General features: G+C 64.3%; 10 protein-coding genes. 5 read left to right on the top strand and 5 right to left on the bottom strand.

Going from position 1 to position 12,712, the window contains the following annotated elements; all coding sequences use genetic code 11:
* The first annotated feature begins 274 nt into the window (after positions 1-274).
* Positions 275-1,073 (top strand): IS5 family transposase gene (locus ACCQ09_RS06195; RefSeq protein WP_100665827.1). Its coding sequence is split into 2 segments (ribosomal slippage): positions 275-546 and positions 545-1,073, totalling 801 coding nucleotides; the frame shifts between segments, so codons are not numbered across the junction.
* 92 nt (positions 1,074-1,165) lie between these two features.
* Here the strand turns inward: ACCQ09_RS06195 and ACCQ09_RS06190 are convergent.
* From ACCQ09_RS06190 to nudE, 4 genes are read right to left on the bottom strand one after another with little or no spacing between them, the layout of a single operon-like run.
* Positions 1,166-1,501 (bottom strand): YnfA family protein, encoded by a 336-nt coding sequence (locus tag ACCQ09_RS06190; RefSeq protein WP_012437730.1) that lies wholly within the window; start codon positions 1,499-1,501, stop codon positions 1,166-1,168.
* Positions 1,498-2,322, bottom strand: coding sequence for a nucleoside triphosphate pyrophosphohydrolase (mazG, locus tag ACCQ09_RS06185; RefSeq protein ID WP_012437729.1), 825 nt, complete (start codon positions 2,320-2,322; stop codon positions 1,498-1,500). The genes ACCQ09_RS06190 and mazG overlap by 4 nt, the downstream gene beginning before the upstream one ends.
* A 34-nt stretch (positions 2,323-2,356) precedes the next feature.
* Positions 2,357-3,157: a 3'(2'),5'-bisphosphate nucleotidase CysQ gene (cysQ, locus tag ACCQ09_RS06180; protein WP_011038007.1), complete on the bottom strand. Its 801-nt coding sequence runs from the start codon at positions 3,155-3,157 to the stop codon at positions 2,357-2,359.
* The gene (nudE, locus tag ACCQ09_RS06175) at positions 3,154-3,702 is read right to left on the bottom strand and encodes an ADP compounds hydrolase NudE (RefSeq protein ID WP_029216848.1); all 549 of its coding nucleotides are present in this window, start codon (positions 3,700-3,702) and stop codon (positions 3,154-3,156) included. The genes cysQ and nudE overlap by 4 nt, the downstream gene beginning before the upstream one ends.
* A gap of 41 nt (positions 3,703-3,743) precedes the next feature.
* Between nudE and bioA the strand changes: the two genes are divergently transcribed.
* Positions 3,744-5,162, top strand: coding sequence for an adenosylmethionine--8-amino-7-oxononanoate transaminase (gene bioA, locus ACCQ09_RS06170; RefSeq protein ID WP_011038009.1), 1,419 nt, complete (start codon positions 3,744-3,746; stop codon positions 5,160-5,162).
* A complete protein-coding gene (locus ACCQ09_RS06165) occupies positions 5,153-5,887 on the top strand; it encodes a 16S rRNA (uracil(1498)-N(3))-methyltransferase (protein WP_011038010.1) in 735 nt (244 codons plus the stop codon). The genes bioA and ACCQ09_RS06165 overlap by 10 nt, the downstream gene beginning before the upstream one ends.
* A 472-nt stretch (positions 5,888-6,359) precedes the next feature.
* Here ACCQ09_RS06165 and ACCQ09_RS06160 read toward each other — a convergent pair whose 3' ends face one another.
* On the bottom strand, positions 6,360-7,358 hold the full coding sequence (locus ACCQ09_RS06160; RefSeq protein ID WP_029216849.1) for a glucokinase family protein: 999 nt from the start codon (positions 7,356-7,358) through the stop codon (positions 6,360-6,362).
* Positions 7,359-8,081: 723 nt separating this feature from the next.
* Between ACCQ09_RS06160 and ACCQ09_RS06155 the strand changes: the two genes are divergently transcribed.
* The gene (locus ACCQ09_RS06155) at positions 8,082-10,823 is read left to right on the top strand and encodes a TonB-dependent receptor (protein ID WP_228428392.1); all 2,742 of its coding nucleotides are present in this window, start codon (positions 8,082-8,084) and stop codon (positions 10,821-10,823) included.
* A gap of 202 nt (positions 10,824-11,025) precedes the next feature.
* Entirely contained in the window at positions 11,026-12,711 is a 1,686-nt protein-coding gene (locus ACCQ09_RS06150) for an alpha-L-fucosidase (protein ID WP_228428391.1), read from the top strand.
* Position 12,712: the final 1 nt, after the last annotated feature.

The following is a 12,712-nucleotide window of genomic DNA, read 5'->3' as shown; positions in this document are numbered from 1 at the left end:
AGTATAGGCCTGTGCGTGGAGTGCCCGAATGCGCTGGAAGACGGAACGCACGCGCGGCAGATCATCGATGGGGGCAATCACGCAGGCGGCGCATAGGCGCTGCGCATGACCAACCTTACGCGTGTGCGCGGCGCTTGATCAGTACGCGCGTGATCCCCTCGCATTGCGCAGTGCAGCAGCCACGGCGATCTGTCTCGGACCTGCCGAAGGCAGTTCTTACCGCGACGCATAAGAACCTGTTCACGATCTTTCCTGATCAGTGCAGACTATGCGGATGCGCCAAAAGACCTATCCAAGTGACATGAGCCGGGAGCAGTTCGAACACGTGCTGCCGATCCTGGAACAAGCGCGTAAGCGCACCAAGCCACGCCGTGTGGATGTGTATGAGGTGTGGTGCGCAGTGTTGTACTTGCTGCGAACCGGTTGCCAATGGCGAGCGCTACCCAGCGACTTTCCAAAGTGGCGGACCGTGCACTCGTACTTTGCCAAGTGGAGCGAGTGCAACGATGAGGGAGTGAGCCTGCTGGAGCAGGCACTTAAAAAATCAGGTTGGCGTGGCCCGCGCCAGACAGGAGCGCAACGCCTGCACCAGGTTCTTGATCGTGGACGCGCAGAGCGTAAAGAACACGGACACAGCAGGGCAAAAGGGATATGACGCGGGCAAGAAGGTGTCGGGCATCAAGCGGCATATCGCTGTTGATACTCAGGGATTGCCCCATGCAATCGCGGTGACGACGGCGGAGGTGACCGACCGCAAAGGTGCGCTGCAGGCGTTGGAGCGCTGCCAGTCAAATTTGACGCATGTACAAAGCTTACTGTGCGACAGCGGTTACACCGGCGTACGGTTTGCCGACGGCGTGCGAGAGATTTTAGGCGAGCAGCTCACGGTGCAGATTGCCAAGCGCAGCGAACTGCACACCTTCAAGGTCATGCCCAAGCGATGGATCGTCGAGCGTAGTTTTGCTTGGCTGGAGAAGAACCGAAGGCTATGGAAGAACTGCGAGCGCAAACTCAACACCAGCCTGCAGTTCATCCATTTGGCCTTCTTGGCGCTATTACTCAGAAGATCGTGAACAGGTTCTAAGAAGGTGTGGAAAGGCTTTGCCTCAACGTGCAGCGCGATGGCAAGGCACTGCATGCCTGTGACCCACCCGCACGAGCGCACTCAACCGGAGCGCGGCGAGAACATGATGATGGCCATGCCCAGCAGGCAGCAGCCGGCGCCGAGCAGATCCCACCGCGTGGGTGTCACCCGGTCCACCCACCACAACCACAGCAGTGCGGTGGCGATGTAGACGCCACCATAGGCGGCATACACGCGGCCGCTGGCGGCCGGGTGCAAGGTCAACAACCAGACGAACACCGCCAGGCTGAGTGCCGCCGGCAGCAGCAGCCACACGCTGCCGCCTTTGCGCAGCCAAAGATAAGGAAGGTAGCAACCCACCAACTCGGCCACCGCGGTGGCCACGAACAACAGCAGCGTGGTCAGTGCTGCGCTCACTGCGCGGCGGGCTCGTCACGCTTGACGCGTTGCCACAACGCTTCCTGTTCGCTCAGCGACAACGCGTCCAGCGCGGTACCGTCGGCCTGGGCATATGCCTCCATCGCGCGGAAGCGACGCTCGAATTTCAGGTTGGCGTGGCGCAACGCCGCGCCCACATCCACCTTGGCATGCCGGGCCAGGTTGGCGCAGACAAACAGCACATCGCCCAACTCGTCTTCCAGTCGTGCCTGGTTGTCGGCGACCGGGCCACGCGCAAACTCCACGCGCAGCTCATCGATTTCTTCCTGCAGTTTTTCCAGCACCGGCGCCGGGCCGGGCCAGTCGAAACCGACCCGCGCCGCGCGCGACTGCAACTTGGTGGCCCGTTGCCACTCCGGCAACCCGCGTGCGATGCCGGCCAGCGCGGAGCTGTCTTTCTCTCCCGCCGCACGGCGCTCCTCGCGCTTGATCTGCTCCCAGTTGGCGCTCACTGCCTGCGCGCCATCCACCTGCTGCGCGCCGAAGACATGCGGATGGCGACGCACCAGCTTGTCGCTGATGCTGGCGACCACGTCGGCAAACCCGAAGGCACCTTGCTCAGACGCCATCTGCGCGTGAAAAACCACCTGCAACAACAGGTCGCCCAATTCGTCCTGCAGGCCGGGCAGGTCGTGGCGATCGATCGCATCGGCCACTTCGTAGGCTTCTTCGATGGTATACGGCGCGATGGTGGCGAAGGTCTGTTCGACATCCCACGGGCAGCCCTGCTCGCGGTCGCGCAGGCGCGCCATCAGCTGCAGCAGGTGCGCGACGTCGCCGCTGGAAGGAGGTTGGCTCATCGGATCTCTCGTTGGGTACGGCGGGGCGGCAGGCTTACACCAGCCAGTCGCGCCACGGCAAGCCGGGGTCGCCCAGGGCGATGAAGTCGCCATTGAGCAAGGTGTCGCGGCGGTTGTAGCGGAACGGCTTGCCGGTGCCGGCCGCGAGCAACGCGCCACCGGCGGCATGCAGCACGCACTGGCCAGCGGCGGTGTCCCACTCGGAGGTGGGACCGAAGCGCGGGTACACATCCAGCTCGCCTTCGGCGATGCGGCAGAACTTCAATGAGGAGCCCTGCGCCACCACGTCGATCTGGCCCATGCGTTCCAGCGCGGCGGCCGTGCGTGCATCGCGATGCGAGCGGCTGGCGGCGACCCGTAACGGGGCAGCAGCGGGCGTGCGCGAATGCAGCATTTCGTCGCGGTCGCCATCGCGGCGGTAGGCGTTCTCACCGCGCGCCGCATACCAGACCCGCCCATCGACCGGCGCCTGCACCACGCCGAGCACCGGCGCGCCCATGTGGATCAGGGCGATGTTGACGCTGAACTCGCCATTGCGCTTGACGAACTCGCGCGTGCCATCCAGCGGGTCGACCAGCCAATAGCTGGTCCAGTACTGGCGTTCTTCCCAGGCCACGTGGACAGACTCTTCCGACAACACCGGCACATCCGGCGTGACCCGGCGCAAGCCTTCCACGATGACGCGGTTGGCGGCCAGGTCGGCCTGGGTCAACGGGCTGGCGTCGGCCTTGATCTCGACAGCGAAATCCTGCGCGTACACCTCCATGATGGCGTCGCCGGCCTGGCGCGCGATCGCGATCACGGTCTCGCGCAATTCCATCGGGATGCGGATCATGGGTTGCGCTCCAGCCACTCGCGCGCAATGAACAGGGCCGCCAGGGAGCGGCCCTCGGAGAAGTCTTCGCGCAGCATCAGTTCGTCCAGGCGTGCCAAGGGCCAGGGGATGACATCCAGTTCTTCGGGTTCGTCGCCGGGCAGACGCTCGGGGTAGAGGTCGCGCGCCAGCACCAGCCAGGATTGGTGACTCATATAAGTAGGAGCAAGCGTCATGGCGCGCAGCACCTGCACCTGGCGCGCGCCGTAGCCGGCTTCTTCCTTGAGCTCGCGGTCGGCGGCCTGCTCGGGCGTCTCGCCGGCATCGATGCGGCCCTTGACCAGGCCCAGCTCGTAGCGGTGCACGCCAGCGGCGTACTCGCGTACCAGCAGCACGGTCTGCGCATCGAGCATCGGCACCACCACCACCGCGCCGTGGCCCTGGCTGAGCTGACGTTCGTACAGGCGCCGCTCGCCGTTGGAAAATTCCAGATCCAGCTGCTGACGCCGGAACGGCCCTTCGCCCAGATCGGTGATCTTGTGGATGGTCGGCAGACGCGTGCTCATGCGCAGCACGCAGCGGCGGAGCCGGCCGATAGAATAGGCAGATGCATCGACATGTTCATGAGCCCGAAATCCTAGCAGACCCGGCAGCCTTCGAAGCTGCCGAACATTGGCGGCAACGCGATCTTGCGGTGGTGTGGCACCCCTGCACCCAGATGCGCGAGCACCCGCACACACTACCCCTGGTGCCGATCGCACGTGGCGACGGCGCCTGGCTGATCGGCCACGATGGCCGCCACTATCTGGATGCGGTCAGCAGCTGGTGGACCAACCTGTTTGGACACGCCGAACCGCGCATCGGCGCGGCCATCGCGCAGCAGGCCGGCAGGTTGGAACAGGTGATGCTGGCCGGCTTCACGCATGCGCCCGCCGTGCAACTGGCCGAGCGGCTGTTGGCCATCGCGCCGCGCCAGCCCGACCGCGCGCCACTGGCCAAGGTGTTCTACGCCGACAATGGCTCGGCCGGGGTGGAAGTCGCCTTGAAGATGGCCTTCCACTATTTCCACAACCGTGACGAGCACCGCCGCACGCGTTTCATCGCGCTGGAGAACGGTTACCACGGCGAGACCATCGGTGCGCTGTCGGTGGGCGACATTCCGCTGTACCGCCGCGTGTACGCGCCGCTGTTGCTGGAATCGATCTTCGCGCCTTCGCCCGATGCGTACCTGGCCGAGCCGGGACAGAGCGCCGAGGACTACGCGTTGCAGGCGGCCGATGCACTGCAGCATCTGCTGGAGCAATCCCCGGGCGAAATCTGCGCCTTGATCCTGGAGCCGCGGGTGCAGTGCGCCGGCGGCATGCGCATGTATCACCCGGCCTACCTGCGCCGCGCGCGCGAACTGTGCGATGCGCATGGCGTGTTCCTGATCGCCGACGAGATCGCCACCGGCTTTGGCCGCACCGGCACCTTGTTCGCCTGCGAACAGGCCGGCGTGATGCCGGATCTGTTGTGCCTGTCGAAAGGACTCACCGGTGGCTTCCTGCCCCTGTCGGCGGTACTGGCCACGCAGCAGCTGTATGACGCGTTTCTGGATGACTCGCGCGAGCGCGCCTTCCTGCATTCGCACAGCTACACCGGCAACCCGCTGGCGTGTGCGGCGGCGCTGGCGACGCTGCAGATCTTCGCCGACGACGACATCATTGCGCGTAACCAACGTACCGCTGCACACATGACCCAGCTCGCTGCGCAGATCGGCGAGCACAGCGCGGTGGCCGACGTGCGCCAGGCCGGCATGATCGTGGCCTTCGAGCTCACCCAGGGCGGCGACAAGCGCACGCCCTTCCCCGCCGCCGCGCGCGTGGGCCTGCAGGCTTACCGCGCTGCATTGGCACGTGGCGTGGTGCTGCGCCCGTTGGGCGACGTGCTGTACTGGATGCCGCCGTATTGCGTGGACGACGCACAGCTTGCGCTGCTTGCCGACACCACCCGCCACGCCATCGCCAAGGCCGTTGCATGCGCCTGACCCGTTCGTATGTTGCATTGCCGCTGCACAGCGGCGGCGATGTCACGCTGCCGGAGGAATCGGCCAACCACCTGCTGCGTGTGCTGCGGCTGCGCGAAGGCGATGCCTGCGTGCTGTTCAATGGCGACGGCAGTGACTACCACGCACGCATCACCGTGGCCGGCAAGCGCGAGGCGCGGGCTGTGGTCGAGCGCGTCGAGGCAGTGAGCAACGAACCGCCGCTGGCAATCACCCTGCTGCAGGGCATTGCGCGCGGCGAGAAGATGGACCTGATTCTGCAGAAAGCCACCGAGCTCGGCGTGACAGCGGTCGTGCCGGTCAATGCCGAGCGCACCGAGGTGAAGTTGGATGCCGCGCGCCTGGAAAAACGCATGGCGCATTGGCGCAGCGTGATTGTCTCGGCCTGCGAGCAATCCGGGCGCGCACGCATTCCCTCGCTGGCACCGCCTTCCTCGCTGCAGGACGCCGCGCGTGCAAGCGATGCACAGGCGCTGCGGTTGACGCTGGACCCGCACGGCGAACATCGCCTGGGCACGCTGGCGGTGCAGCCCGGGCAAGAGCTGATTGTGGCGATTGGCCCGGAAGGCGGCTGGTCACCGCGCGACCGCACAACGCTGGGCGAGGCCGGCTTTACCGGCTTGCGCCTGGGTCCCCGCATCCTGCGCACCGAAACCGCGGGATTGGCAGCGATTGCGGCGCTGCAGTCGCGATTTGGGGATTTGTAGGGCCGGTTGTTCGTGTGTGTGCGGCACTGGCCAGGCACGCCCTGTCAGGGCTACGTTTCTGTAGGAGCGCGCTCGGGCGCGAGGGCGTTATCGGTAGAGCCTCATCGCGCCCGAGGGCGCTCCTACGATGTGCTGTGACTTTCCTGCTTACTTATCCCTGCTTACCTATCGAAGCCGCGCATCTCGACATCGGCATCAGCGGGTTGCGTGATGACGGCGCGCAGCAGTCGAATTGGGAATCTTAGGGCGGACTTCAGCCAGGCACGTACCGCGCTGACCAAGCATTCCGCGGACCAGGCGCTGGCTGTGAGGCGATCCGCTCTTATGTAGGAGCGCCCTTGGGCGCGAGGGCTCTACCGGTAGAGCTTCATCGCGCCCGAGAGCGCTCCTACGTGTGTCCGGCTACACCAGGCGCGTGGTAGCGCTGCGTACCGAACGCATGCTGCCTCCGCGCCCCGCGAAACCCGGGCGCTTAGCGGCCGTGCTGCAGGAACCAGCTGGCGGCACCGATCACGCCAAGCTGGCCATGTTCGACGATGCGCACCGGCACCTGCTCCAGCGCAGGGCGCAGCGGGCCCTTGTCGAGCAAGCGGGCAGCGAAGTCGCTGCGGGCGATGAAGTCGGCAATCTGCGGCAGGAAACCACCGGCCAGATACACACCGCTGCGCACGCCGTACAACAGCATCATGTCGCCGACCACGCTGCCCATGAAACCGCAGAACGTCTGCAGCGCCTCGTGCGCCAGCACGTCGTCACCCGCCAGTGCTGCGGCAGTGACCGCAGCCGGGGTGGCGTGCACCGCCGGCGCGTCGCGCAGCGTGGCCAGCGCGGTATACAGCGTGAGCAAGCCCGGGCCGGAGAGAAAGTGTTCGGTCGCCACATGGGTGCGCGTGCGGCGCAACTCCTGCAGCAAGGCCACTTCCAGATCGCTGGCTGCCGCCAGTGCGGCGTGGCCGGCCTCGGTCGGCAGCACCACCGAGTTCCCCCCATTGGGAATCCACAGCGCCGCGCCCAGGCCAGTGCCCGGGCCGAGCACCAACGCCGGGCCAGGAGCGCCCTGGGCGGGGCCGGACAGCTGCATGACCTGATTGCCGGTCATGTAATTGGCCGCGTAGGCGACCGCTTCGAAATCGTTGACCAGGTGCAAGGCCTGCATGCCGAGCTGCTGGCGGATCTGCTCCGGCGCCAGCACCCACGGCAGATTGGCGGTGATCACACGGCCATCTTCCAGTGCATACCCGGCGCTGGCGATCACGCCACGGCGCACCGGCGCGCAGGACAGCTCGGCAAAGAACGCGGCCATGATCTCGGCCAGGCCCGGGTAATCAGCGCAGCGGTACTTGCGGTAATCCAGCACGGTGACCGGCTTGCGCGGATCGTTGCTCTCGCAGGCCAGCGCCAGGCGCACATGCGTTCCTCCGACATCGGCGGCAACGAAGGTTTCGGGGCGCGGAAATGCCACCGCTTCCATTGGGCTGCTTGCGCTCACGCATTCTCCTGATAAGTGGCAGCGGGGCCGACATCGTCCTGCTGGCCGACGAACGGCGAGCGGGTAGACAACGTTGTCAGCAATCGTCCTGTAACGCAACCGTCGCGCGCGTACTGCGTCGCGCGCGCGGCAAATTCCATCATCCAACAAATATCAGCGCTGGTAATGGTGATTCCGGCACAAACTTTAGTGATGTCGGCTTGAATTGCACATCAGCCATAGAAACGGCCGATGGCTGCACACATCGCGTGCGGCCCAATTGCGCAGCGCCGCTGGCGTTCCGCAAACCACCGCACAAAAATGCTGCATTGCAGCGCAATCGCAGCCACTTCAGAGATCTGTGACGATGTGTTGACAACGCTGTCAACGCTACGCGAGACTCGATTGAAATCGGAGTTCAGGCAGGAGGGGCCATGGACTGTTTTACGACTGTACGGATTGGCGCGCCCCTCGCCCGGAACATCCAGATTTGCGAGCCACGCGTCATGGGGCGCTGCACTCGCAGATGTCGCGTTCGCTCCACTGCACCACCACACGGGGGACACCTCCTCTACCACGCGAATTACCGCAGCCGCACTTCGCCCGAAGTTCGGTCAGGCGATCACCGCGATCGGTCAGGGCGTGTTGTTTTGCCGGCCACGCCGAGCGCGTTGCGCCTCACCACGGGCCATCCGCGCTCAAAGCACTAACCAACGAGGTTTAGCCATGCACAGCCGCACCACGACGTTAGCATTCTGTATTACCGCCGCCCTGTACTACTCCGGCGCTGCCATGGCTGCCGGACAAGAACAGCAAGCCGCTCCGCAAGCTGCTCCAAACGCGCCCTCGTCCACCACCGAGCTGGACACGATCACCGTCACCGGCTACCGCGCTTCGCTGGAGAAGAGCCAGGCGGTCAAGCGCTCGGCCAACTCGATCGTCGACGCCATCAGCGCCGAAGACATCGGCAAGTTCCCGGACATCAACGCCGCAGAATCGCTCTCGCACCTGCCGGGCATCAGCGTCGACCGCCAGTTCGGCGAAGGCGAAAAGGTCAGCATCAACGGCACCGACCCGGCATTGAACCGCGTGCTGCTCAATGGCCAGACCATCGCCTCCGGCGACTGGGGCGGCAACCCGACCGACACCAGCGGCCGTACCTTCAACTACACGCTGCTGTCGCCGGAAATCATCGGCCTGATGGAGGTCTACAAGACCCCCGAGGCGCGCATCGACGAAGGCTCGATCGGCGGCACCGTGATCGTGCACACCCGCAAGCCGCTGGACCTGCCCAAGAACACCATCCGCGGCTCGATCGGCTACAACTACAACGATCGCTCGGAAGAAGGTAATCCGCGCGGCTCGGCGTTGTGGAGCTGGAAGAACGACGACGAAACCTTCGGCGCGTTGATCTCCGCCACGCACGACAAGCAGGACCTGGCACGCGCCGGTATCGAATACTTCGGCTACACCACCGGTGCCAACATCCCCGCCAGCGCCACCATCACCGGCGACGGCAGCGATGTGGCCACCGCCCGCGTGCCGGCCGGCATCAGCAGTGCATTCTTCCAGCAGACCCGCGAGCGCAGCGGCCTGCAGGGTGCATTGCAGTGGAAGCCCAACGAGCAGAACGAGTTCAACCTGACCGGTCTGTACATCAAGGGCAAGTACAACAACTTCAGCCAGGCGCGCTATGTCTGCCCGAACTGTTCTTCTCCGGCAGCCGATGGGTCGCTGGACGCGAACGGAAACCAGGTCCAGATCAACAATATGCGTCTGATCGATAGGGCGACAGTACAGGATGGCGTGGTCACGTCTGCAAATTTCGCCGATAACGGTCTTGCCCAACCCTATTCGCAGCTGGACACGATCTATCGCGAAAGTACTGTTACCACCAAAAGCCTGAACCTGCGTCACGACTGGTCGGGCGAAAAGTGGGTCTTCACCACGCAGGGTGGTTACACCGAGGCGACGGGTGGCAAGAACCCCGAATACCTGATGAAGTACCTGATGCAGGATGGCGGCTATAACTACGCCTTTGATGGCCGCAACACTGCGGTCAATTATGAGAATGGTGGCGCGGCCAACTGGGTGTTACCGGGCAATCCGGCAGGCCTGGCACCAGGTCAGGTGGGTAATGTTCCCGGTACAGGGACGCCTATCATGCAGGCCGGCGGTATCGCCTACCAGAAGAGCAAGGACGACGAAAAGTACTTCCAGTGGGACGCCTCGCGCGACCTGGAATGGGGCCCGTTCACCAAGCTGCAGTTCGGCTACAAGTACATCAACCACAACAATGGCGTAGAGGCACGCGGCAATCGCATCAACTCCACCGACGCAGTGTCGTTGACGCAGTTCAATCCCGGCAGAACGCCCAGCAGCCTGTACGACGGTTTGGGTGCCAGTGGCGATCTCACCAACTGGTCGACCGCGAGTCTGGATTCGGTGCGCAACTATCTATTGTCGCAGCCGCAGGGTCCGTACCTCACCGACTTCGGCGCCTCGTTCCAGGTCAAGGAAATTACCCAGAACGTCTACACGCAGTTGAACTTCGAATCCGGCCAATGGCGCGGTAACGTCGGCGTGCGCCTGGTCGACACAACCAATAAATCCGAGTTCTGGCAGAGCAACGACGGCGGCGCCAACTTCGACCGTGTGGCCGAAACCAACGATTACCGCAAAGCACTGCCAAGCTTCAATATCGCCTATGACGTTACCGACGATGCCGTGCTGCGCTTCTCGGCGGCCAAGGTGATTGCACGTCCGCGTTATGCCGACCTGGCCGGCACGTTCACCATCAACAGCGGTACCGGTGACCTGACCGCCAACGGCGGCAACCCGGATCTGAACCCGTACGAATCCACCAACTACGATCTGGCGGCCGAGTGGTATTTCGCCCCGTCCAGCATGTTGTCCGGTGAAGTGTTCTATCGCGACATCAGCTCCTACATCGTAAGCACTACCACCACGCAGCCGTTGAATCCGGCACCGCCGGCCCGGCCGGGCGATTACCAGGTCACCACGCCGGTCAACGTGTCGGACGCCAAGGTCACCGGCGTGTCGGTCAACTACCAGCAGACCTTCGGTCTGGGTTTTGGCTTGCAGGCCAACTACACCTTTGCCGAATCCGATTCCAGCTCCGGCTTGAACCTGCCGTACCTGTCGCGCGATACCTACAACGTGATTCCGTACTGGGAACACGGCGACTGGACGGTGCGCGTGAACTACAGCTACCGCTCGAAGTACTTCACCCAGATCGGTCGCCTGCAGTCGCGTGACTTTGCAGATGCCTACAAGCAGCTGGATCTGAACGCCTCCTACCAGATCACCGATTACATGGGCATCACCTTCGGCGCGACCAACCTGCTGGATTCCACCTACCGGGTCTTCAGCAACACGCGTGATACCCCGACCGCGTTCTACAAGAACGGCCGCGGCTACCAGGCACAGCTCAACTTCAAGTTCTGATGGTGTGACGGCGCGCCACCGACCCTCCACGGTGGCGCGCCTTTTTTTCTGTCGTTGCATGGGGCAACGACAGTGCATGCAGTGCACATTGAGTGGACCTGGCCATCGCCCTTCGCTGAAGGATGATGGCCAGTCCCGCTTCCGCAACCACGGGCCGGATGCCTGATGCCGGTGCGTCTTTGCCCACAGGAGTGCAGTTCCCATGACGACCGATAGCCGCCTTGCGGCTCCATCCCGCCGCCACGCCGGAGCTGCACCCAGAACGCGAATGCTCGCGCTCGGTCTGTTGCTCGCGTTGCCTGCCGCCACGCTCAGTGCTGCGCAATCGCCCACTGCGCCGACCGCCACCACGCTCAGCCCCGAGGTCATCGACCAGCAGTGGCTCGACGCCACCGCGCAGTACGCGCCCGAACGCGCACGGCTGGTGCGCGAAGCGCAAGCCGGCGCGCGCAAGGGGCCGTTCCGCCCTGACTGGGCCGCATTGAAGGCGTACCAATCACCTGCGTGGTACGACAACGCCAAGTTCGGCATCTTCATTCACTGGGGCGTGTTTTCGGTGCCGGCCTTCGGCAGCGAGTGGTATTCGCGCAACATGTATCTGGAAGGCTCCAAGGAATTCGCGCACCACGTGGCGACCTATGGCCCGCAGGCCAGCAGCGGCTACAAGGACCTGATTCCCAAGTTCACCGCACCCAAGTTCGACCCCACTGGCTGGGCCAAGCTGTTCCGTGAATCCGGTGCGCGCTACGTGGTGCCGGTGGCCGAGCATCACGATGGCTTTGCGTTGTACGACTCGAAGTTGTCCGATTGGACGGCGATGAAGATGGGGCCCAAGCGCGACCTGCTGGGCGAGTTGTCCACCGCGATCCGTGCGCAAGGCTTGCACTTCGGGCTGTCCTCTCACCGCGCCGAGCACAACTGGTTCTTCGATGGCGGGCGCAAGTTCGATTCGGACGTCAACGACCCGCGCTATGCGGCGCTGTACGGCCCCGCGCAGGTGCGCCTGCCCGGCAAGGACGACGCCGATGTCGCCAACGACTGGACGCCGGTGTCGCAGGCGTGGCTGGACGACTGGCTGGCGCGCACCACCGAGTTGATTGATGTCTATCAGCCGGACCTGATCTATTTCGATTGGTGGATCGCCCATCCCACCTTCCGCAGCAGCCTGCCGACCATGCTGGCGTACTACTACAACCAGGGCGCGGCGCGGACCGAAGCCGACCGTGGCGTGGTGGTGAACTACAAGCTGGGTGCGTTCCCCGAAGGCGCCGGCACGCTGGATATCGAGCGCGGCCAGCTCACCGGCATCCACCCCACGCATTGGCAGACCGACACCTCGGTGAGCAATGCGTCGTGGGGCTACATCGAAAACGACACCTACAAGTCGCCCACCTTCATCATCCACATGCTGGCCGATGTGGTGGCCAAGAACGGCAACCTGATGCTCAACATCGGCCCGCGCGCCGATGGCTCCATCCCCGACACCGACCGCGGCATCCTGCTTTCGATCGGCAAGTGGCTCAAGACCAATGGCGGCGCGATCTACGACAGCAAGCCGTGGCGCGTGTATGGCGAAGGCCCCACCGAAGTGGTGGGCGGCACCTTCCAGGACGTCAAGACCAAGCCGTACACGGCTGAAGATTTCCGCTTCACCACCCGCGATGGCGCGCTATATGCCATCGAACTGGGCTGGCCGGCCGATGGCAAGGCGGTGATCCGCTCGCTCACCGCCGCCGATGGCGTGCGCGGGGTGACGCTGCTGGCCAATGGCAAAAAGGTTCCCTTCGAACAACAGGCCGATGGCTTGCACCTGCGGCTGCCGGCCAAGCCGGTCGGCGAAAGCGCCTACGTGTTCCGCATCGACCTTGCGCCCTCTTCCACTCCCTGAC

Origin of the sequence: Xanthomonas sp. NCPPB 2586, assembly GCF_041475775.2 — a bacterium.
Taxonomy (GTDB): Bacteria; Pseudomonadota; Gammaproteobacteria; order Xanthomonadales; family Xanthomonadaceae; genus Xanthomonas; species Xanthomonas campestris.
Note: the sequence above shows the minus strand (reverse complement) of the source record. Positions and strands in the feature narration are given on the sequence as shown.

Coding starts and splice junctions, on each gene's coding strand:
- mazG (WP_012437729.1), bottom strand. CDS start 2,322: ATGAGCCAACCTCCTTCCAGCGGCGACGTCGCGCACCTGCTGCAGCTG.
- cysQ (WP_011038007.1), bottom strand. CDS start 3,157: ATGATCCGCATCCCGATGGAATTGCGCGAGACCGTGATCGCGATCGCG.
- nudE (WP_029216848.1), bottom strand. CDS start 3,702: ATGAGCACGCGTCTGCCGACCATCCACAAGATCACCGATCTGGGCGAA.
- bioA (WP_011038009.1), top strand. CDS start 3,744: ATGCATCGACATGTTCATGAGCCCGAAATCCTAGCAGACCCGGCAGCC.
- ACCQ09_RS06165 (WP_011038010.1), top strand. CDS start 5,153: ATGCGCCTGACCCGTTCGTATGTTGCATTGCCGCTGCACAGCGGCGGC.
- ACCQ09_RS06160 (WP_029216849.1), bottom strand. CDS start 7,358: ATGGAAGCGGTGGCATTTCCGCGCCCCGAAACCTTCGTTGCCGCCGAT.
- ACCQ09_RS06155 (WP_228428392.1), top strand. CDS start 8,082: ATGCACAGCCGCACCACGACGTTAGCATTCTGTATTACCGCCGCCCTG.
- ACCQ09_RS06150 (WP_228428391.1), top strand. CDS start 11,026: ATGACGACCGATAGCCGCCTTGCGGCTCCATCCCGCCGCCACGCCGGA.